Genomic DNA, 20,866 nt, shown 5'->3' with positions numbered 1-20,866 from the left:
GGACGCCACGGCTCCGCGAGCGTTCAGCGCGACCGTGCCGCCGGGGTCAGTGCCGGTGCATCCGGTTGGCTATGGCGTGGCCCACGAACAGGTAGACCACCGCGGCGAGCCCGTATCCGGCGACGACCCGGGCCCAGGCCTCGTCGAAGGTGAAGAGGTCGTGGGACCAGCCGGCCAGCCAGGCGGCCGCGTCATGGACGAACTGGACCAGGCTGTTGGCCCGGTTCGCGTCCAGCAGGTACATCAGGATCCACAGGCCGAGGATCAACGCCATGATGTCGGCGACGACCGCGATGACCGTCCCGGCCTGGTTCGCGCCGTTGCGATATCGAGGGGACATACTTTCCGGATTGCCGGGCGGTGTGCCGTGAAACCCCCCAGGGAGCCCGGAGCGAACCCGGACGCGACCCGGACACCACCCGGACGGCGTCCCCCGAGTGGCGCACCCCGCAGCCCCGGGTGAGGCTGCCGGAGGAAGCAGACCGCTCGGGGAGGACACGTCCGGAGGACTCCGTGCCCGTACCGATACGGCGCCTCGTCGTGGCGCTCACCTTGTGCTGCGCCCTGGTGGCCGGTGCCACCGCCTGTGGAGGCACCGAGAAGAGCAGTACGAAGGACACCGCGGCGGCACAGGTCGTGCCCGCCGTCGACAAGCCCAGCCCGACCACGTCCGCGGAGAAGCGCAAGTTCGCCAAGACACGCTTCGTGGCGGACGCGGGCCTCGCCGCCGGCGCGACCTACCAGTGGATCGTGAAGCCCTGGAAGGCCGGCAAGTTCAAGAAGGGCGCCGAGGGCCGCAAGCTCGCTCTGGTCAAGGCCGGTCTGGCCGGCGCCTTCGCCTACAACCGGCTCAAGGCGGCTCAGAAGAACGCCCAGGCCGACCCGACCCTCTCCAAGGCCCTCGCGCCCCTCAGCAGCGGCATCGAGGCCCTGAAGAACCTGCCGTCCAAGCTCCGCAAGGGCGACGGGAACGCGGCAAACTCGTTCAACGAGGTCATCGGCAACGTCAAGGACGCGGGCAAGAGCGCCGGCGCCCCGGTCAAGGACCAGGTGCCCTCGGCGTCCCAGCTGTCCAAGGGCTAGGAGTTCAGCTCCGCGAGCACACGCAGCGTGTGCGGGTCCGGTGACAGGGCCAGCAGGTCCGTCACCGGGCCCCGGCGCCACAACTCCAGCCGTTCGGCGATGCGTTCGCGCGGACCGACCAGGGAGATCTCGTCGGCGAAGAGGTCCGGCACGGCCAGCACGGCCTCCTCCCGGCGCCCGGCGAGGAACAGCTCCTGGATCCGCCGGGCCTCGGCCTCGTGCCCCATGCGGGCCATCAGGTCGGCGTGGAAGTTGCGGGCCGCGTGCCCCATCCCGCCGATGTAGAAGCCGAGCATGGCCTTGACGGGCAGCAGCCCCTCGGCCACGTCGTCACAGACCTTCACCCGGGCCAGGGGAGCCACCAGAAACCCCTCGGGCAACTTCCGCACCACGTCCCCGTACACCTCGGGCCGGCTCGGGGCCCAGTACAGCGGCAGCCAGCCGTCGGCGATCCGGACCGTCTGGGCGACGTTGCGCGGCCCTTCGGCGCCGAGGAGGACGGGGAGGTCGTGGCGCAGGGGATGCGTGATCGACTTGAGCGGCTTGCCGAGGCCGGTGCCGTCCGGGCCCCGGTAGGGCAGCGGGTGGAACCGTCCGTCCACCGCCACCGGCGCCTCCCGGCGCAGCACCCGCCGTACGACGTCCACGTACTCCCGGGTCGCGGTCAGTGGCGACTTCGGGAACGGGCGGCCGTACCAGCCCTCCACCACCTGCGGCCCGGAGAGCCCGAGCCCGAGCAGCACGCGTCCGCCGGAGAGGTGGTCCAGGGTGAGCGCGTGCATCGCGGTGGCGGCCGGCGAGCGGGCGGCCATCTGGGCAACCGCCGTGCCCAGCTTGATCCTTGACGTCTGCGCGGCGATCCAGGTCAGCGGGGTGAAGGCGTCCGAGCCCCAGGACTCGGCCGTCCACACCGAGTCGTAGCCGAGCCGTTCCGCCTCCCGGGCGAGCGGCACATGACCGGCGTCCGGACCGCGCCCCCAGTAGCCGAGTGCGAGACCGAGCCGCATACGCCTGCCTCCTGACATGTCGTCAGATACGAGCCGGGAGGCGACTGTACGACAACGGCCCCCCGCCCGGAAGGGCGAGGGGCCGGTGCGCCACGGCGGTACGGCTCAGCCGCGCTGGATGCCGGAGGTGTCCTGGAGCACGCCACGACGGCCGTCCTGGGTCTGCGCGACGAGCGCGGCACCGCGCTGCTCGACGGCCAGGTACCAGGTGCCCGGCGCCAGTTCGGCGATCTGGTTCGGCGAACCGTCCTCCGAGAACAGCGGGCGGGGCACCGGCACGGCGAACCAGAAGGGCGAGAAGTCCGCGGCGGCCGGCTGCGGCGCCGGAGCGGCACCCTGCGCGGCCGGCGGCTGCTGCCCGAACGGCTGGCCCGGCTGCGGCTGCGCGCCGTAGGGCTGCTGCGGCTGGGCGCCCGGGTAGCCGTAACCACCGGGCGGCTGGGCGCCGTAGGGCTGCGGGGCGACCGGCTTGGGGGCCGGGATCAGGGCGGCCTGGAGGGCGGGGACCAGCGGGGTGGCGATGGCGGCGGCGGACAGGACGAGTGCGGCGATGAACCCGAGGACGAGACCGGCGCCGGCGTCCACGTTTTCGAGGTCGATCAGCGTCCACAGCAGCGTCCAGGCCGTCAGGATCGCGAACGCGGTGCCGGCGGCGCCGAGATCGAGCCCGGCCACCTTGCGCGGCTGGGGCAGGCAGCGGTTGACGACGATGAGAACGGCACCGATCACCGCGCCCATGTAGGTGCCCAGGCCCATGCCCAGGTTGTCCCACGCGCTCCGGCTGACTTCAGCGCCGAAGCCGGAGTAGGTGTAGAAGTCGAGGAACGACGCGATGAACAGCACCACCGCTGCTCCGATCACCACGCCGTCGCCTCTAGTGAGGGAGCGGATATTCACTTCAGGTCCTTCGTAGGTCGTCTCGTCGTCGGTAGACACTATCGTCCGCAAGATCCGGCTGTCCGGCCGGTTCCGCCCGCCGGTCACGAATCGCGCAGGAAACTCACGATTCCCTCAGAGATCCCTTGCGCCGCCCGCTGTCGCCAGGCGCCGCTGGTCAGCAGTGCCGCGTCCTTGCTATCGCGCATGTTGCCGCACTCGATGAACACCTTGGGAACCGTTGACAGATTGAGACCACCCAGGTCCGTCCGCGTGACGAGACCGGTACCGCCGCCGAGGTAGTTGGAGGGCGGCTCCCCCGTCTCGCGGAGGAAGTTGCCCGCGACGCGCACCCCGAGAGCGTGGGAGGGGCCGACGATGTCACGGGTGTCGGCGGCACCGGCGTGCACGGACCCCGGCAGGATGACGTGGAAGCCCCGGTTGCCGGCGGCCGATCCGTCGGCGTGCAGGGAGATCGCCGCGTCCGCGTGCGCCGTGTTCCCGATCCGCGCCCGCTCGTCCACGCACGGACCCCACGCAGGGCTGTCGCCGTCGTGCGTCAGCTTCACCGTGGCGCCCTGCCGCTCCAGCAGGTCCCGCAGCCGGTGCGCCAGGTCGAGCGTGAACCGGGCCTCGGTGTAGCCGTCGTTGGTGGACGTCCCGGTGGTGTCGCACTCCTTGTGGTTCGTTCCGATGTCCACCGGGCGGTTGATCTCCGCCGTGTGCCGGAAGTTGCCCGGATTGTGCCCCGGGTCGACGACGACGACCTTCCCCTTGAGCGGGCCGGAACCGCCGGGCCGGTCGGAGGGCGAGGGGGACGCCTTGCCGTCGTCACCGCCGCTGGTGCCACTCTTGTCGCTCTTGTCGCTCGGGGAAGCGGCCGGGGCGGAGGACACCGCGGAGGTGTGCGGGGCCGGCGCGGGGGAGGCCGTACGGTCCTCACCGCCCGGGCCGCCACCGCCCACCGCCTCGTACACCACCCAGCCGAGCAGTGCTCCGGGTACCAGCGCGGCGAGCGCAACGGTCAGCGGGCGCCGCCGGGGCCGGCGGGGCTGCGGGGGATCGAAGTCCGGGCCAACGTACGACACGACTGCGACTCTAACCGGGGCCTCAGATCCCCGCTCCCGTTCGCCTCAGGACGCGCAGCGAGCCGGTCGCCGAGACCTCCGTGAACGCGCCCGATCCAAGGGCCCGCAGGTACACCCGGTACGGCGCCTGGCCGGTGAACTCGTCCTCCGGGTGCGGGAAGACGTCGTGGATGACCAGCAGCCCGCCCTCGGCCACACGGGGGGCCCAGCCGTCGTAGTCGGCCGTGGCGTGTTCGTCCGTATGGCCGCCGTCGACGAACACCAGTCCGAGCGGGGAGTTCCAGATCGCCGCGATCTGCGGGGAGCGGCCGACGAGGGCCACCACGTGCTCCTCCAGCCCCGCCTTGAACAGCGTGCGCCGGAAGGCGGGCAGCGTGTCCATCAGGCCGATCTCGGGATCGACCGTCTCCGGGTCGTGGTAGTCCCAGCCGGGCTGCTGCTCCTCGCTGCCCCGGTGATGGTCGACGGTGAGCGCCGTGACCCCGGTCGCGCGTGCCGCGTCGGCCAGCAGGACGGTGGAGCGCCCGCAGTATGTCCCGACCTCCAGCAGCGGCAGCCCGAGCCGGCCGGCGGTGACCGCGGCGTCGTAGAGGGCGAGCCCCTCGTCGAGGGGCATGAACCCCTTCGCCGCCTCGAACGCGGCCAGGATCTCGGGCTTGGGAGCGGCGGGCATGGGGCGCCTTTCGGTCGTACGTCGGTCCGGGCGCCCATGCTGCCGCACCCCCGGTCACATGGGTGACAGGGGGTGCGTCGAGCGCCCGAAGGGGCGCGGGGCCGTATCCAATACGCGGCTCCGCCGCGTGAGCGCGACAAGTCACGACGGCGCGTCACCCGCGAGGCGGCAGAGCCACCCGAGTTCTACGCGCTGACAGTCTCCCCTGGCAGCGAAAGATCGAGATCGACAGCCCGCTCCTCACCGGAATGCGTCGCCGAGGAGGCCAGCGGTCCATGGCCGGAGGCCCGCGCGGCCAGCACGTACGCCCCCTCACCCGGTACCGCCAGCACATAGCTGCCGTCCACCTCGGAGAGGGTCGCACCGGCCTGCCGCCCCCGGCGGTCGATCAGGGTGACCTTGGCCCGGGCGACGGGCGCGCCGCCGGCGTCCAGGACCCGTCCCCGGAACCCGCGCAGCACCTCCTCGGCACGCTCCAGGTTGGCCTCCTCCTCACTGCTGGCCCGCAGCTGCGTGTGCCGCGCCGGACGGGCGGCGTTCGGCAGGAAGAACGCCAGCAGCAGACCCACCGCGACGGCGGCGGTGGCGATCAGGAAGGAGACCCGGAACCCGTGCATGGTCGGGATCGCGACGCCGCCCACGTTGTTCGCGGTGTTGGCCAGCACCATGCCGATGACGGCGCTCGACACCGACGTGCCGATGGACCGCATCAGGGTGTTCAGGCCGTTGGCCGCGCCGGTCTCCGAGGCCGGGACCGCGCCGACGATCAGCGCGGGGAGCGAGGAGTAGGCGAGGCCGATGCCCGCGCCGAGGACGACGGACGTGACGATCGTCTGCCAGGCCGCGTCCATCAGGCCGAGGCCGCCGCCGTAGCCGATCGCGATGACGAGCAGGCCGGTGATCAGGGTGACCTTGGGGCCGTAGCGGGCGGACAGACGGGCGTACACCGGGGCGGTGAACATCATCGTCAGGCCCAGCGGGGCCACGCACAGACCCGCGACGACCATGGACTGGCCGAGGCCGTAGCCGGTGGCGGTGGGCAGCTGGAGCAGTTGGGGCAGGACGAGCGAGACGACGTAGAAGCTGACGCCGACCATGATCGAGGCCAGGTTGGTGAGCAGCACCTCGCGGCGGGCGGTCGTGCGCAGGTCGACCAGGGGCGCCGGGACACGCAGCTCGAACAGGCCCCACAGCAGCAGGACGACGACGGCCGCGGCGAACAGGCCGAGCGTCGTGCCCGAGGACCAGCCCCAGTCGCTGCCCTTGGTGATGGGGAGCAGGAGCAGCACGAGTCCGGTGGACAGACCGAGCGCGCCGACCAGGTCGAAGGAACCCTTGGCCCGCATCGGGGACTCGGGGACGACGAGGAGGGTGAGCAGGATGGCGAGCACGCCGAGGGCGGCGGCGCCGTAGAAGAGGGCGTGCCAGTTCGTGTGCTGCGCGACCAGGGCCGCTGCGGGCAGCGCGAGGCCGCCGCCGACACCGATCGACGAACTCATCAGGGCCATGGCGGAGCCGAGCTTCTCGCGCGGCAGCATGTCCCGCATCAGGCCGATGCCGAGGGGGATCGCGCCCATGGCGAAGCCCTGGAGGGTACGGCCGACGATCATGGTGAGCAGTTGGTCGGTGAAGGCGCTGACGAGGGCGCCGACCACCATCACGGCGAGGCTGAGGATCAGCATGCGGCGCTTGCCGTAGAGGTCGCCGAGCCGGCCCATGATCGGTGTGGCGACGGCGCCCGACAGGAGGGTCGAGGTGAGGACCCAGGTGGCGTTGCTGGGGGCGGTGTCCAGGAGCTGCGGCAGGTCCTTGATGACCGGCACGAGCAGCGTCTGCATCACCGCGACCACGATGCCCGCGAAGGCGAGCACGGGGACCACGGCGCCGCCCGCTCTCCGGGTGGGCTGGTCGGTCGTCTCTGGCATGGGGTGAGGCCTTCCGCGTGTCATAAGTGCTGGGTAAACCTCGTATGCACAGGCAACTATTCCGTTGCTTCGGGCCCCTAACGAATTCTTGACCGTTCCATGGGTTACTGACGGGGTGTCATGGCGAGTGGGCCTGCCGGGAGCTGAGAGAGGCCGGAGGTCTGGCTCAGAGCCAGCCCTGCTGCCGTGCCTCCCGTACCGCCTCGGCCCGGTTGCGGGTGCCGGTCTTGCCGATCGCGGAGGAGAGGTAGTTGCGGACGGTGGACTCGGACAGGCGCAGCCTGCCGGCGATGTCGGCGACGGTCGCCCCGTCCACCGACGCCGTCAGCACCTCCCGCTCACGGGGCGTCAGCGGATTCGGCCCGGCGCTGAGCGCGGCGGCGGCCAGCGCCGGATCGACCACGGTCTCCCCGGCGAGCACGCGCCGGATCGCCGCGGCCAGCTCCTCCACGGGCCCGTCCTTGACGAGGAAGCCGGCCGCTCCGGCCTCCATGGCGCGGCGCAGATAGCCCGGCCGGCCGAAGGTGGTGAGGATCAGCACCCGGCAGTCGGGAGCCCGGGTCCGCAGCTCGGCCGCCGCGTCCAGCCCGCTCATGCCCGGCAGCTCGATGTCCAGCAGGGCCACGTCCGGCCGGTGCGTGAGCACGGCGTCCACGATGCCGTCGCCCGAGCCCAGTTGGGCGACCACCTCGATGTCCTGCTCCATGCCGAGCAGCAGGGCGAGAGCGCCACGCATCATGCCCTGGTCCTCGGCGAGCAGCACCCAGATGCAGGTGACGGGCCGGTGGTCCCGGGGCATCTCGTCGTCCATCGCCACAGGTTACGCCGGGCGTCCCGGGGCGGGGCCGTACGACCGGGTCACGCGGACCGGCGAGGGACCCGTTGCCGCGGGCGGCCCGGTCGGCCCTGCGTCATGTCGTGCCGAACCGCGTCCCGGCGAGTGGACTCGGCGTTCCCTCGGTGGGGTCGGGCAGTGCGCGCAGGTACCAGGGGAGGGGCGCACGGATGGCCGTCGGTCGGGGTCGGCGGCGGTACGGAGACCGGGGGCGCGCCGGCCGGCCGCTCACCGGGGCGAGCGGTGCGCGCTCGCGGAAATTGCCTACCGTGGCCGTGGGAAAGGGCGGAGACTCGGCTCATGGCTGACATGGGGGCGTTCCGGGAGGCGGTCAGCGCGTGGGCGGCCGGTGGGTCCGATGGTCCCGCGCGTGAGCTGGCGGCGCGGCTGTCCGTCCGGGCCGTCGTCCTGCTCGAAGGGCCGAGCGACGCGGCGGCGGTCGGCGCGCTGGCCGGGGGCCGCGGCCGGGACCTGGCCGCCGAAGGGGTCTGCGTGCTGTCGATGGGCGGTGCGATGAACGTCGGGCGGTTCGCCACTCTCCTCGGGCCTCCCGGCCTGGGCCTGCGTCTGACGGGGTTGTGCGACGAGCGGGAGCGCCCGTACTACGCCCGCGGCTGGGAGCGGGCCGGTGCGGCGCCGCACGGGTTCTTCGTCTGCGCGGCGGATCTGGAGGACGAGCTGATCCGGGCGCTGGGCGTGACCCGGGTGGAGGAACTGGTCCGGGCGGAGGGCGACTCGCGCCCGCTCCAGACCTTCCTGCGCCAGCCCGCGCAGCGGGGGCGCACCGCACAGCAGCGGTTGCGGCGCTTCCTCGGCACGAAGAAGGGGCGGAAGATCCACTACGGCCGTGTCCTCGTCGAGGCCCTCGATCCCGACCGCGTACCCGCCCCGCTCGACGGCCTGCTCGCCAGTCTCTGACCGAGCGACGACGGGGCCAACGCCTTCGACAGCGGCACGTCCTGGACGGCCGACGTCAGCCGGGCGGTCGCCGCGCCCCGGGCGCCGTGACAGCCGTAGCCGTACCAGTGGCGGTACCCACCGCCGACGGGACCTCGTCACCGCCCACCGGAAGGTCGGCGGTGACGGTGAAGCCGCCGCGTGGCGCCGGGCCGGCCGTGAGGGAGCCGCCCGCCGCCGCGAGGCGCTCGGTCAGCCCCTTCAGCCCCGTACCGCCGACGCCGCCACCGGCGGGGCTTCCGGCGCCCGTGCCGTTGTCCGTGACGGTCAGCCGGACCCGCTCGGCGGCCCCCTCGACGGTGATCTCGCAGCGGCCGGCACGGCTGTGCCGGACGACGTTGGTGACCGCCTCGCGCACCACCCAGCCGAGCAGCGCCTCGGCCTGCGGGGCCAGCGGCGGCCCGGACTGGCGGACCACCGGCTCCACGCTCGCCGCGGACAGCGCCGACCGGGCCCGGGTCAGCTCGGTGGCCAGGCTGCCCTCGCGGTAGCCGGTCACCGCCTCCCGGATCTCGGTGAGCGCCTGCCGGCCCACCGACTCGATGTCCGAGATCTGGGCCAGCGCCGCGTCCAGGTCGCGCGACGCCAGCCGGCGGGCCGCCTCCGACTTCACCACGACCACCGACAGCGTGTGCCCGAGCAGATCGTGCAGATCGCGGGAGAAGCGCAGCCGCTCCTCCGCCACCGCGCGCCGGGCCAGCTCCTCCCGGGCGGCGCGCAGCTCCCGCACGGCCTCGGACAGGCTGAGGATCGCGGCGGTGACCATGCTGGACAGGAAGGTGGCGTAGGCGATGCTCGACGCGTCGTCCCAGCCGTCCCGCAGCCAGGTGACGGCTCCCGCGTAGAGCGTGAGCAGCAGGCCGACGCGGCCCAGCCACGGTCCGCGCAGGGTGGCGCCCGTGGCGAGGCCCAGCAGGGGGAAGAACATCAGCCAGTTGCCCCCGTACCCGAGGGCGAGGCCCGTCGTGACCAGGCCGAGCAGGCCCAGCGCCACCCGGGTGGACGCCGACTCCCGGCTCGCCCGGTCGAAGGCGCGGAAGGTGACGTAGACGTAGAGGGAGTTGAAGGCGAGCAGGCCCAGGCCGCCGATCCACGGGTTCGGGGTCTCGCCCTGGATCACGTTGGAGAAGGAGCCCATGCCCAGCAGCAGCCAGGGCAGCAGGGTGAAGCCGGTGGGCGGCGGGCCCGGATGCTCGACGGCCGGGTGATCCGTGCCGGCGCGCCGGGCGGCCCGCCGCGCGGCCCTGAAGCGCCGCATGTCCGCCCGCCACACCAGCCGCTCCCGCTGCCAGGCCGCCGCCTGACAGCGCAGTCTCCGCCACCACGTCATCTCCGTGTCCCCCGTTTCAGTCGTCAGAACGGCCCCCCGCACGAGGGCGGGAGGGCAGCACAGCGTACGAATCGAACGGTACGGATCCGGGCCCGGCGCCGGCAGACACGCATGTACCGATTCGGGCAGGACAAATGTCACGGCCGGCCCACCCGGGCTGACACGGTGTCAGGAGCCTTCACAACTGCGGAGCGCTCGGCTATACAAGGGGCGCCGGACTGGAACGCGTTCTAGGTCCGCACGTGGACGACCTCGGTGCGGCCGACGGTGCGGACGTCCGCACCGAGGTCTTGAGACCCGTCAGGAGCCCCATGCCCATCGACGCCGCCAAGGCACTCGCCGCCGAGCCCCGGTCGGGAGAGATCTCCTGGACGCGCAAGGACGTCCTGCTCTACCACCTCGGCATCGGCGCGGGCGTCCCCGCCACCGACCCCGACGAGCTGCGCTACACCCTGGAGTCCCGGCTGCACGTCCTGCCCAGCTTCGCCACCGTCGCGGGCGCCGGCTCACCGGGCGTGATCAGCGGGCTGTCCATGCCCGGAGTCGACGTCGACCTCGCACGCGTCCTGCACGGCGGCCAGACGCTCACCCTGCACCGCCCCCTCCCGGTCGAGGGCACCGCCACCGCCACCGGCCGCATCGCCGCCGTGTACGACAAGGGCTCGGCCGCCGTCCTCGTCATGCGCACCGAAGTCGCCGACGCCGAGGGCCCGTTGTGGACCAACGACGCCCAGATCTTCGTACGGGGAGAGGGCGGCTGGGGCGGCGACCGGGGACCGTCCACCCGGCCGGAGCCGCCCACCGGGGAGCCGGACCGCATCGCCGAGCGGCGCCTGCGCGAGGACCAGGCGCTGCTCTACCGCCTGTCCGGCGACTGGAACCCCCTGCACGCCGACCCCGAGTTCGCCAAGCTCGCCGGCTTCGAACGGCCCATCCTGCACGGCCTGTGCACCTACGGCGTCACGCTCAAGGCGGTCGTGGACACGCTCCTCGGCGGGGACGTCAGCCGGGTGCGGTCGTACGCCACGCGGTTCGCCGGGGTCGTGTACCCGGGGGAGACCCTGCGGATCCGGATGTGGGCCTCGGAAGCCTCCGTGCGGGTCGCCGTGAGCGCCGCCGAACGGGACGACGCGCCCGTCCTCGTCGACACCGTCGTCCACCACGCCTGAACCCTGGATCACCGCGAGGGGAGCCGCACCATGCGCGCAGCCGTACTGCACGAGATCGGCCAGGAAAAGCTGGAGGTCCTCGACGACGTCGAGGCGGTGGGCTTCGGCCCCGGCAAGGTCCGGGTCCGGGTGCGCGCCACCGGGCTGTGCCACTCCGACCTGTCCGCGATGAGCGGGGTGCTGCCCCAGCCGGCGCCCTTCGTACCCGGTCACGAGGGCGCCGGCGAGATCCTCGAGGTCGGCGACGGCGTACGGCACCTGAAGCCCGGGGACCGGGTCGTCCTGTGCTGGCTGCCGGCCTGCGGCGCCTGTCCGGCCTGCAAGCGCGGGCAGACGCAGCTCTGCCTGGCCGGGTTCATGAACGCGGGCACCCCCAACTTCCGGCGCTCGGGCGGCGACCTGTTCGGCTTCGCGGGCACCGGCACCTTCGCCGAGGAGGTCGTGGTCGACGCCGGCTGCGCCGTGCCGATCCCGGACGACGTGCCCTTCGACATCGCCGCCCTCATCGGCTGCGGGGTGACCACCGGCCTCGGCGCCGCCCTCAACACCGCCGATGTGGCCGCCGGTTCGTCGGTCGCCGTCATCGGCTGCGGAGGCGTCGGCATCTCCGCCGTCCAGGGCGCGCGGCTGAAGGGCGCCGCCGAGATCGTCGCCGTCGACCCGGTCGCCTCCCGGCGCGAGTCCGCCCTCGCGTTCGGCGCCACGAAGGCCGTGGCGCCCGAGGGGCTGGCCGACGCCAAGCAGCAGGTCACCGGCGGCGAGGGCTTCGACTACGTCTTCGAGGTCGTCGGCAGGTCCGCCACCGCCCGCACCGCCTACGAGAACACCCGGCGCGGCGGCACCCTCGTCGTGGTCGGCGCCGGCGCCATGGACGACTTCCTCCAGCTCAACATGTTCGAGCTGTTCTTCGACGAGAAACGCATCCTGCCGTCCATGTACGGCGGCGGCGACGTCCTGCGCTCCTACGAACGCACGATCGCCCTGTGGCGGGCCGGCCGCGTCGACCTGGCGGGCCTGATCACCCACCGGGTGCCGCTCGCGGGGATCAACGAGGCGCTGGACCAGATGCGCACCGGGACCGCCCTGCGCACCTGCATCGAGATCTGAGGAAGCGGCGCATGACACTGCCACTTGACGGGCTCTGCGCGATCGTCACCGGCGCCGGACGCGGGCTCGGCCGGGCCGAGGCCCTGGAACTCGCCCGGCTCGGCGCGGCCGTCGTCGTCAACGACTACGGGCAACCGGGGCGGGACGGCTCCGGTGCGGCGTCGGCGGGGCCCGCGGAGGAGGTCGCGGCTGACATCCGTGCGGCCGGCGGCACCGCCGTGGCGCACGCCGGGGACGTCTCCGACTTCGCACAGGCCCGCGAACTGGTCGGGTCGGCCGTCTCCGCGTTCGGCAAGCTGGACATCCTCGTCAACAACGCCGGCATCCTGCGCGACCGCATGGTCTTCTCCATGACGGAGGACGAGTGGGACGCGGTGATCCGCGTCCACCTCAAGGGCCACTTCAACACCATCCGCTTCGCCGCCGCGCACTGGCGGGAGCGGTCCAAGGCGGCCGGGGCGGCGGTGTACGGGCGGATCGTCAACACCTCCTCCGAGGCGTTCCTGGCCGGGTCCGCGGGCCAGCCCAACTACGCGGCGGCGAAGGGCGGGATCGTCGGCCTGACCACCTCCACCGCCCTCGCCCTCGCCAAGTACGGCGTCACGGCCAACGCCATCTGCCCGCGCGCCCGGACCCGGATGACCGAGGACGTCTTCGCGGGCCCGCGGAAGCCGGAGGAGGGCCTGGACCCGCTCGCTCCCGAGCATGTCGCCCCGCTCGTCGGCTATCTGGCCTCGCCGGCCGCCGCCCGGGTCAACGGCCAGTTGCTCGTCGTCCACGGCGGCATGGTGGCCGTGATGGAACGGCCCCGGGTGCGGGCCCGGTTCGACAGCAGGCAGGAGTCCTTCACGTACGACGAACTCGACGCGCTGCTCACCCCGCACTACGCGGACCGGCCGGCGGGGGAGACCTTCGCGGCGGCGGAGGTGCTGGGGCTCGGGCGGGGGTAAGGCGAAGGGGGCGCTCGCCGAGCGAACGCCCCCTCTTCTTCGGTGCCGTCAGGCAGCTGCCTCCGCCGTCTCCTGGACCGGCTTGCGATGCCGGCCGTGCGGAGCCGACTCGCTCTCCTGGGCCGCGACCGGGCCCCGGTGCCGACCGTGGCCGGCGGTCTCGGAAGAGCCGGCAGACAGCTGCTCAGTCGTGCTGGTGTCGCTCATCGGACGTATTCACCCCGTCAACCTGATCTTTCGTACAGCCGGGCGAGTTTAACCGGCGCACCACGGGCCGAATCCAGGCGCACACGCCAACCGGCACTAGTTCGTTACAAGACGTCCCAAGGGGGCCTGTTGCAACGGCACGGGCCGGGTCACCGGCGGTACCGGAGGCCCCGGTTCCGCCGGTTCCGCCGCCTCCGCCGGGAGGATCCGCTCCTCCGCGACCGGGTCCCCCGCCCCCTCCGTGGCTCCGGCCGCCGGGCCCCCGCCGCCCCTCGTCACCGCGTCCCCGCTCGGGGCGACCAGCCCCGACACACCGCACGGAATCGCCTCCGTGGCGTACGGCAGGCGCAGCACCCCGTCGCGCGTGAACAGCCCGGCACCCGCCAGCCAGCCCTCGGGCGCCGGGAGGTGCCGGACCTCACGGTCGGCCGGGCGCCACATGCCCACCCAGGTGCCGAAGGTCCCGTCGACGCGCAGGCCCACCGCGCAGTTCTCCGGCATCAGCACCTGCCCGGGCTGGATCGCGAACGGCGTCACCACGCACTCCGGCACCCGCAGGCATTCAGGGAACCGCACCGGCAGGGTGCTGCCGAGCACGCCCCAGCCCAGGCGTTCGCGCCCGGGGGAGGGCGCGTCCGAGGAGATCAGCAGCAGGCCGCTGTCGGGATCGGCGAGCAGCAGCCGGTCGTCGCTGCCGTCCGCGATCTGGAGCAGCGGCGAGACCTCGCCGGCGCGCTCCAGGTCCACCACCACCGTCTTGGTGCGCCCGCCCAGTTCCCGGTCCAGCGCCAGCATCCGCCCGGCCCCGTCCAGCCAGACCCCGCCCGAGCAGCGCCCCGGCACCTCGGCGCACCGCTCCGGGCCGAACGCCCCGCCCGCCACCAGCCACACCACGCTGGAGCGCGGCCCGACCGCGAGGGCGTACGCCCGCACGCCCCCCGGCGCCGGCGGCAGCAGGGTGAGCCGGGTGCCGGGCTCGGCGCACTCCACCGCGCCCAGCGGCAGCTCGCCGGTGCCGGGCCCGGTCGGGTACAGCAGCGAGAAGGCGTGCCGCCCGGCCACCAGGCGGTGGATCAGCACCCGCCCGTCCCCCATCGGCTGCACCTCGGTCCCGGGCTCCTCCGGCTGGTTGCCGGGCAGGGGCACCGCGTACGGCTCCGGGCCGTCCAGGGTCCAGCGCTCCGGGAACCAGGAGTCACCGTCCCGCGCGAGCCGGGCGGCGTACGCGCCGTCCACCGTGATCGCGCATCCCGCCCCCGGCACGCCGTCGGCCCCGTCCGTGGAGGGGGGTTCGATCGCACAGGCCGTCATCGTTCGGTCACCTCCGGCGACGAAGCTAGTTTTCGCAGGCACAGGCGGGGGACCGGCCCTCTCCGGCTTCACACGTACGTGTGGTGCAGAAGCGATTCACCTGAGGAAACCGGGGCGTCTGTGCTGAGCGGGGTCAGACCGGACGCATGCGGTACAGCCGCGCCGAACAGCCAGGTAGCCTTGGCCCGTGCCCTGTCTGTCTGAAGTCATCGCCGCGCTGGAGAACCTGTGGCCCGCCGAGCGGGCCGAGTCCTGGGACGCGGTCGGCACGGTCGTGGGCGACCCCGCCCAGCAGGTCACCCGGGTCCTGTTCGCCGTCGACCCCGTCCAGGAGATCGTCGACGAGGCTGTGAAGCTCGGCGCCGACCTGCTGGTCACCCACCACCCGCTGTATCTGCGCGGGACGACCACGGTCGCGGCCACGCACTTCAAGGGCCGGGTCGTGCACACGCTGATCAAGAACGACATCGCGCTGCACGTCGCCCACACCAACGCCGACACCGCCGACCCGGGTGTCTCCGACGCCCTCGCCGGGGCCCTCGACCTGAGGGTCGTACGCCCCCTCGTGCCGGACCCGACCGACCCCGAGGGCCGCCGCGGCCTGGGCCGCGTCTGCGAACTCGACCACCCCCTCACCGTCCGCGAACTCGCCGCCCGTGCCGCCGAGCGGCTGCCCGCCACCGCGCAGGGCATCCGGATGGCCGGCGACCCCGAGGCCGTCGTCCGCACGATCGCCGTCAGCGGCGGCTCCGGCGACAGCCTCTTCGACCAGGTCCGCGCGGCCGGCGTCGACGCCTTCCTCACCGCCGACCTGCGCCACCACCCGGCTTCCGAGGCGGTGGCCCACAGTCCCCTCGCGCTGCTCGACGCGGCGCACTGGGCCACCGAGTGGCCCTGGTGCGAGCTGGCCGCGAGCCAGCTCGACGAGATCTCCGACCGCCACGGCTGGGACCTCCGCGTCCACGTCTCCAAGACGGTCACCGACCCCTGGACCGCCCACGCGGCGTCCACCACCACCATCTAGCAACGGGAGCCCCCAACTGAACGCCGCGCCCGCCGACCAGATCCGACTCCTCGACGTCCAGGCCCTCGACGTCCGCCTCCAGCAGCTCGCGCACAGGCGGAGGTCCCTGCCCGAGCACGCCGAGATCGAGTCGCTGACGAAGGACCTCACGCAGCTGCGCGACCTGCTCGTGGCCGCGCAGACCGAGGAGAGCGACTGCGCCCGCGAGCAGACCAAGGCCGAGCAGGACGTCGACCAGGTGCGGCAGCGTGCCGCCCGTGACCAGCAGCGCCTGGACTCCGGCGCGGTCACCTCGCCGAAGGACCTGTCCAACCTCCAGCACGAGATCGCCTCCCTGGCCAAGCGGCAGGGCGACCTGGAGGACGTGGTCCTGGAGGTCATGGAGCGCCGCGAGGCCGCGCAGGAGCGGGTGAACGAGCTGACCGAGCGGGTCGCCTCCGTGCAGTCGAAGATCGACGACGCGACCGGTCGCCGTGACGGGGCGTTCGAGGAGATCGACGCCGAGGCCGCCTCGGTGACGAAGGAGCGCGAGGTCGTGGCGGCCTCCGTCCCCGCGGACCTGCTCAAGCTCTACGACAAGCTGCGCGCGCAGCAGGGCGGGATCGGCGCGGCCAAGCTGTACGCCCGCACCTGCCAGGGCTGCCGCCAGGAGCTGGCCATCACCGAGCTGAACGAGATCCGCTCGGCGGCGCCGGACACGGTGGTCCGCTGCGAGAACTGCCGCCGCATCCTGGTGCGTACGGCGGAGTCGGGTCTGTAAGGAGCTTCAGGGGTGCGGGAGTTCATCGTCGAGGCCGACGGCGGGTCGCGGGGCAACCCCGGGCCCGCGGGCTACGGCAGCGTGGTCCGTGACGCGGCGACGGGGGAGACGCTGACGGAGACGGCGGAGTACATCGGCGTCGCCACGAACAACGTCGCCGAGTACCGCGGCCTCCTGGCCGGCCTGCGCGCCGCCCACGCCCTCGATCCGACGGCCCGGGTCCACGTCCGAATGGACTCCAAGCTGGTCATCGAGCAGATGTCGGGCCGCTGGAAGATCAAACACCCCGACATGAAGCCACTGGCGACGCAGGCGAGGGCGGTCCTCCCGCCGGACCAGGTCACGTACGAGTGGATCCCCCGCGACCGGAACAAACACGCGGACCGCTTGGCGAACGAGGCGATGGACGCGGGGGCGAAGGGCCGGCAGTGGTCACCGTCCCGGTCCCGGGCGGCCCTGGACACGCCACCTGCCATCCCCGAGCCGTCGGGCCCACCCGGAGACCCGGCAGCGGGGGCGGCAAAGGCCCGCGCGGCCCTGACGGAGGGCCGGGCCGCCGGTTCGGCGAAGCCGGTGGCTGCTCCGGCCGAGGACGACGTCGAAGCGGAAGCGGCACGCGAGACGGGGGCCGCCGCAGCTGACGCGGGTCCCGCGGCCGGCGAGGCTCCGGGCACTCGTGGGGAAACCGTCAGCGAGCAGCGTGTCACCAGTGCCCCTGGTTGGAGCGCCGCCCCCGACCTGGGTGCCCCCGCCACCCTCGTCCTCCTCCGTCATGGCGAAACCCCCCTGACCCCCCAGAAGCGCTTCTCCGGCAGCGGCGGCACCGACCCCTCCCTCTCCGCCGCAGGCCGAGAGCAGGCGTACCGCGTGGCCGAGGCCCTGGCGAGGCGCGGCACGATCCAGGCCGTCGTCGCCTCCCCCCTCGCCCGCACCCGCGAAACCGCCGAGATCGTCGCCGCCCGCCTGGACCTGGACGTCACGCTCGAGGACGGACTGCGCGAGACGGACTTCGGTGCCTGGGAGGGCCTGACCTTCGGCGAGGTCCGCGAACGCCACCCGGACGACCTGAACGCCTGGCTCGCCGACCCGGAGGCCCGCCCGACCGGCGGCGGCGAGAGCTTCGCCGAGACGGCCACCCGGATCGCCGCGACCCGCGACAAGCTGACCGCGGCCTACGCGGGCCGTACGGTCCTGCTGGTCACGCACGTCACCCCGATCAAGACCTTCGTCCGCCTCGCGCTCGGCGCCCCGCCCAAGTCGCTGTTCCGGATGGAGCTTTCGGCGGCCTCCCTGTCGGCGGTGGCGTACTACGCGGACGGCAACGCGAGCGTACGGCTGTTCAACGACACCTCTCACCTGCGCCCGTGAGCCGCCCGCCCCTACGCCCCTGAGCCGCCCGCAGACCTCAACCGGGCCGCGGCACGCGCCAGTTCTTCGATCCTTCCCCAGTCCCCGGCGGCCACCGCCTCCGCCGGGACCATCCAACTCCCGCCCACACACCCGACGTTGGGCAGAGCCAGATACTCCGGTGCGTTCTGCGGACCGATCCCGCCCGTGGGGCAGAACCGGGCCTGCGGCAACGGCCCGGCCAGCGACCTCAGATACGCCGTACCGCCCGCCGCCTGCGCCGGGAAGAACTTCATCTCCCGCACCCCCCGCTCCAGCAGCGCGACGACCTCCGAGGTGGTCGACACCCCGGGCAGGAACGGCACCCCGGACCCGCGCATCGCCTCCAGCAGCGCCTCCGTCCACCCGGGACTGACCAGGAACCGCGCCCCGGCCGCCGTACACGCCTCCACCTGCTCCGGCGTGATCACCGTGCCCGCCCCGACCACGGCCTCCGGGACCTCGGCGGCGATGGCCCGGATCGCGGCCGGCGCGGCCGGGGTCCGCAGGGTCACCTCGATCGCGGGCAGCCCGCCCGCCACCAGCGCCCGCGCCAGCGGTACGGCGTCGGCGGCGTCGGTGAGCACCACGACGGGCACGACCGGGGCGAGGTCCAGCACGGAGGCAGCCGGAAAGGAGGGCAGCGGCGAGGTCATGCGCTCATCGTGCCCAGTTACTGCAAGCTACGCAATGAGCGTTGCGCATGGTGCAACGCTCGGGCGCCTGGGGTCAGTGGATCTCGTCCACCAGCACATCCAGCGCCCACGCCCTGCCCGCCTTCCCGGGGGCCTCCGCCTCCACCACGTACCCCAGCTCCCGCAGCACCTCCACCAGCTCGGCGGGGTCCTTCGGCGCGGCCCCGGCGGTCAGCAGGGCGCGGACGATCCGGCCCTTCGTCGCCTTGTTGAAGTGGCTGACGACCTTCCGGGTCGGCGCGTGCAGCACCCGTACCGTCGCCGTGCGCCCGGCCACCTCGCCCTTCGGCCTCCAGGCCGCCGCGTAGGCCGAGGACCGCAGATCGAGGACCAGGCCGTCGGCCGCCGCCTCCGGCAGCACCTCGGCCATCGACGCCCGCCAGTGCCCGGCCAGCGCGCCCAGCCCCGGCAGCTTCACGCCCATCGAGCAGCGGTAGGAGGGAATCCGGTCCGTCACCCGCACGGCACCCCACAGCCCGGAGAAGACCAGCAGCGAGTCCGCCGCGCGGCGCCGCGCCGCCGTGTCCAGCGTGGCCAGGCCGAGGGCGTCGTAGAGGACACCGGTGTAGATCTCCCCGGCGGGGCGGGCGCCGGCCGTGCGCAGCCCGGCGTTCTTCGTGACCTCGCCGCGGAGCCCCTCGCTCAGCCCGAGCACCTCGCGGGCCTTCTCCTCGTCGCCGGAGCACAGCTCGGCCAGCTCCCCGAGCACGGCCTCCCGCGCGGCGGTCAGCCCCGGCAGGGACAGCGACTCCAGCCGAAGCGGGGCGCCCTCACCCGCGTTCGCCTTGCCTTCGGAGGGCGGCAGCAGGACCAGCAACACGTACTCCTTACGTAGACCTCCGCGCCAGGGTACGGCGTGCCTCCGGTGCCGCCTCGACCTACGCTCGCTGTATGCCCCGCCGCAAGATCCGCGTCACCGGTGCCCCCGAAGCGCCCCTCCGGGCCGCGCTCGACGCGCTGCGTTCCGAACTCGGCATTCCGCAGGCCTTCGCACCGGAGGTGCGGGCGGCGGCCGAGCAGGCCGCCAAGGACCCCGCCCTGCCGGTGCACGACGCGACGGACATCCCCTTCTTCACCCTGGACCCGCCCACCTCCACCGACCTCGACCAGGCCACCCACCTGTCCCGGCAGGGCACCGGCTACCGCGTCCGGTACGCCATCGCCGACGTCGCCGCCTTCGTCGCCCCCGGCGGAGCCCTGGACGCGGAGGCGCACCGGCGGGTGACCACCCTCTACTTCCCGGACGAGAAGGTCCCGCTGCACCCCACCGTGCTCAGCGAGGGCGCGGCCAGCCTGCTGCCCGGCCAGACCCGGCCGGCCGCGCTGTGGACGATCGACCTGGACGCGGAGGGCCGTACCCTCGCCGTCGACGTGCGCCGGGCCCTGGTCCGCAGCCGGGCCAAGCTCGACTACGCGGGCGTGCAGCGGGACATCGACGCGGCGACGGCCGAGGAGCCCGTCGCGCTGCTCAGGGACATCGGCGTGGCGCGGGAGCGGCTGGAGGCCGAGCGCGGCGGGATCTCCCTGCACGTGCCCGAGCAGGAGATCGTCGAGCGCGACCACAGCTACGCGCTGCGCTATCGCGCCCCGCTGCCCGCCGACCGCTGGAACGCCCAGCTCTCCCTGCTCACCGGCATGGCCGCCGCCGATCTGATGCTCGCCCACGGCACCGGCATCCTGCGCACCCTCCCGGCGGCCCCGGACGGCGCGGTCGGGCGGCTGCGCCGTACCGCCACGGCCCTGCACATCGACTGGCCGCACCACGTGTCGTACGCGTCCCTGCTGCGCACCCTGGACCCGCACGACCCGCACCACGCGGCCTTCCTCCAGGAGTGCACCACCCTGCTGCGCGGCGCCGGCTACACCGTCTTCCGGGACGGCGCGCTGCCCGCGCTCACCACGCACGCGGCCGTCGCCGCCGCCTACGCGCACTGCACGGCCCCGCTGCGCCGCCTCGCCGACCGCTACGCCTCGGAGATCTGCCTGGCCGCCGTCGCCGGTGAGGACCCGCCCGACTGGGTGCTCGCCGCGCTGGACGTGCTGCCCCGGCGGATGGCCGAGGGCTCCCGGCGCGCGGGCACGGTGGAGCGGGAGTGCGTCGACATCGTGGAGGCGGCCCTGCTCAAGGACCGGGTCGGGGACGTCTTCGACGGCTGCGTGGTGGACGTGGACGAGCACCGGCCGACCGTGGGCACGGTGCAGGTGCTGTCCCCGGCGGTCATCGGACGGATCGAGGGCGCGCACCTGCCGCTCGGCGAACGCCTGCGGGTCCGGCTCACCCGGGCCGACCCGGCCACGGCGAAGATCCTCTTCACCGTGGCGTGAGCGGCGCCCGGTCTTCCTCGGCTCCGTACGGCGGCTGCCGGCCGGTGATCCGGTGCAGGACGGGGCACGGGACCACCGGCGTCCGGGGCGCCGGAGCGGGTGGGGCCGGACGGCCGAGGACATGGCGCGGCGCCTCGCCTGACGTCGGCATGGACGCG

General features: G+C 73.5%; 20 protein-coding genes. 9 read left to right on the top strand and 11 right to left on the bottom strand.

Annotated features, from left to right (window positions below; all coding sequences use genetic code 11):
• Positions 1-46 precede the first annotated feature (46 nt).
• Positions 47-340 (bottom strand): hypothetical protein, encoded by a 294-nt coding sequence (locus tag ACZ4WH_RS35045; RefSeq protein ID WP_356129289.1) that lies wholly within the window; start codon positions 338-340, stop codon positions 47-49.
• Positions 341-513: 173 nt separating this feature from the next.
• On the opposite strand from ACZ4WH_RS35045, the gene ACZ4WH_RS35040 reads away from it, so the two are divergent.
• Positions 514-1,083 (top strand): hypothetical protein, encoded by a 570-nt coding sequence (locus ACZ4WH_RS35040; RefSeq protein ID WP_468188438.1) that lies wholly within the window; start codon positions 514-516, stop codon positions 1,081-1,083.
• Here ACZ4WH_RS35040 and ACZ4WH_RS35035 read toward each other — a convergent pair.
• The 6 genes from ACZ4WH_RS35035 to ACZ4WH_RS35010 form a co-directional block, all read right to left on the bottom strand.
• A complete protein-coding gene (locus ACZ4WH_RS35035) occupies positions 1,080-2,090 on the bottom strand; it encodes an LLM class F420-dependent oxidoreductase (RefSeq protein ID WP_468188436.1) in 1,011 nt (336 codons plus the stop codon). The two genes, ACZ4WH_RS35040 and ACZ4WH_RS35035, sit on opposite strands and share 4 nt — an antisense overlap.
• A gap of 105 nt (positions 2,091-2,195) precedes the next feature.
• Complete coding sequence (locus ACZ4WH_RS35030) at positions 2,196-2,987, bottom strand: DUF5336 domain-containing protein (protein ID WP_468188434.1); 792 nt, start codon at positions 2,985-2,987, stop codon at positions 2,196-2,198.
• 83 nt (positions 2,988-3,070) lie between these two features.
• Positions 3,071-4,054 carry an N-acetylmuramoyl-L-alanine amidase gene (locus ACZ4WH_RS35025; protein ID WP_468188432.1) on the bottom strand — a complete coding sequence of 328 codons (984 nt, stop codon included), beginning with the start codon at positions 4,052-4,054 and terminating at the stop codon, positions 3,071-3,073.
• 22 nt (positions 4,055-4,076) lie between these two features.
• A complete protein-coding gene (locus ACZ4WH_RS35020; RefSeq protein WP_468188430.1) occupies positions 4,077-4,727 on the bottom strand; it encodes a class I SAM-dependent methyltransferase in 651 nt (216 codons plus the stop codon).
• Positions 4,728-4,912: 185 nt separating this feature from the next.
• Positions 4,913-6,652, bottom strand: coding sequence for an MFS transporter (locus ACZ4WH_RS35015; protein WP_468188428.1), 1,740 nt, complete (start codon positions 6,650-6,652; stop codon positions 4,913-4,915).
• A gap of 166 nt (positions 6,653-6,818) precedes the next feature.
• Positions 6,819-7,451, bottom strand: coding sequence for a response regulator (locus ACZ4WH_RS35010; protein WP_468188482.1), 633 nt, complete (start codon positions 7,449-7,451; stop codon positions 6,819-6,821).
• A gap of 336 nt (positions 7,452-7,787) precedes the next feature.
• On the opposite strand from ACZ4WH_RS35010, the gene ACZ4WH_RS35005 reads away from it, so the two are divergent.
• Positions 7,788-8,405 (top strand): TOPRIM nucleotidyl transferase/hydrolase domain-containing protein, encoded by a 618-nt coding sequence (locus ACZ4WH_RS35005; protein WP_468188426.1) that lies wholly within the window; start codon positions 7,788-7,790, stop codon positions 8,403-8,405.
• A gap of 55 nt (positions 8,406-8,460) precedes the next feature.
• Here the strand turns inward: ACZ4WH_RS35005 and ACZ4WH_RS35000 are convergent, their stop codons facing one another.
• Complete coding sequence (locus tag ACZ4WH_RS35000; RefSeq protein WP_468188424.1) at positions 8,461-9,774, bottom strand: sensor histidine kinase; 1,314 nt, start codon at positions 9,772-9,774, stop codon at positions 8,461-8,463.
• Between the two features lie 311 nt (positions 9,775-10,085).
• Here ACZ4WH_RS35000 and ACZ4WH_RS34995 point away from each other — a divergent pair, with 311 nt between their 5' ends.
• The 3 genes from ACZ4WH_RS34995 to ACZ4WH_RS34985 are packed head-to-tail and all read left to right on the top strand — an operon-like array spanning position 10,086 to position 13,000.
• Positions 10,086-10,943, top strand: a complete 858-nt coding sequence (locus ACZ4WH_RS34995; protein WP_468188422.1) for a MaoC/PaaZ C-terminal domain-containing protein — start codon at positions 10,086-10,088, stop codon at positions 10,941-10,943.
• Positions 10,944-10,973: 30 nt separating this feature from the next.
• Positions 10,974-12,050: a Zn-dependent alcohol dehydrogenase gene (locus tag ACZ4WH_RS34990; protein WP_468188421.1), complete on the top strand. Its 1,077-nt coding sequence runs from the start codon at positions 10,974-10,976 to the stop codon at positions 12,048-12,050.
• Positions 12,051-12,061: 11 nt separating this feature from the next.
• Positions 12,062-13,000, top strand: a complete 939-nt coding sequence (locus ACZ4WH_RS34985; protein ID WP_468188419.1) for a 3-oxoacyl-ACP reductase — start codon at positions 12,062-12,064, stop codon at positions 12,998-13,000.
• Positions 13,001-13,303: 303 nt separating this feature from the next.
• Here the strand turns inward: ACZ4WH_RS34985 and ACZ4WH_RS34980 are convergent, their stop codons facing one another.
• Entirely contained in the window at positions 13,304-14,518 is a 1,215-nt protein-coding gene (locus ACZ4WH_RS34980) for a hypothetical protein (RefSeq protein ID WP_468188417.1), read from the bottom strand.
• 187 nt (positions 14,519-14,705) lie between these two features.
• Here ACZ4WH_RS34980 and ACZ4WH_RS34975 point away from each other — a divergent pair, with 187 nt between their 5' ends.
• The 3 genes from ACZ4WH_RS34975 to ACZ4WH_RS34965 are packed head-to-tail and all read left to right on the top strand — an operon-like array spanning position 14,706 to position 17,670.
• Positions 14,706-15,542, top strand: coding sequence for a Nif3-like dinuclear metal center hexameric protein (locus ACZ4WH_RS34975; protein WP_468188415.1), 837 nt, complete (start codon positions 14,706-14,708; stop codon positions 15,540-15,542).
• Between the two features lie 16 nt (positions 15,543-15,558).
• Complete coding sequence (locus ACZ4WH_RS34970; RefSeq protein WP_468188480.1) at positions 15,559-16,302, top strand: zinc ribbon domain-containing protein; 744 nt, start codon at positions 15,559-15,561, stop codon at positions 16,300-16,302.
• A gap of 12 nt (positions 16,303-16,314) precedes the next feature.
• Positions 16,315-17,670: a bifunctional RNase H/acid phosphatase gene (locus ACZ4WH_RS34965; RefSeq protein WP_468188413.1), complete on the top strand. Its 1,356-nt coding sequence runs from the start codon at positions 16,315-16,317 to the stop codon at positions 17,668-17,670.
• Between the two features lie 11 nt (positions 17,671-17,681).
• Here ACZ4WH_RS34965 and eda read toward each other — a convergent pair whose 3' ends face one another.
• Positions 17,682-18,344, bottom strand: coding sequence for a bifunctional 4-hydroxy-2-oxoglutarate aldolase/2-dehydro-3-deoxy-phosphogluconate aldolase (eda, locus tag ACZ4WH_RS34960; protein ID WP_468188411.1), 663 nt, complete (start codon positions 18,342-18,344; stop codon positions 17,682-17,684).
• 73 nt (positions 18,345-18,417) lie between these two features.
• Positions 18,418-19,200, bottom strand: a complete 783-nt coding sequence (gene yaaA / locus ACZ4WH_RS34955; protein ID WP_468188478.1) for a peroxide stress protein YaaA — start codon at positions 19,198-19,200, stop codon at positions 18,418-18,420.
• 74 nt (positions 19,201-19,274) lie between these two features.
• Between yaaA and ACZ4WH_RS34950 the strand changes: the two genes are divergently transcribed.
• Entirely contained in the window at positions 19,275-20,708 is a 1,434-nt protein-coding gene (locus ACZ4WH_RS34950) for an RNB domain-containing ribonuclease (RefSeq protein ID WP_468188409.1), read from the top strand.
• Positions 20,709-20,866: the final 158 nt, after the last annotated feature.

The organism is Streptomyces sp. NPDC029138, from assembly GCF_055564375.1.
Note: the sequence above shows the minus strand (reverse complement) of the source record. Positions and strands in the feature narration are given on the sequence as shown.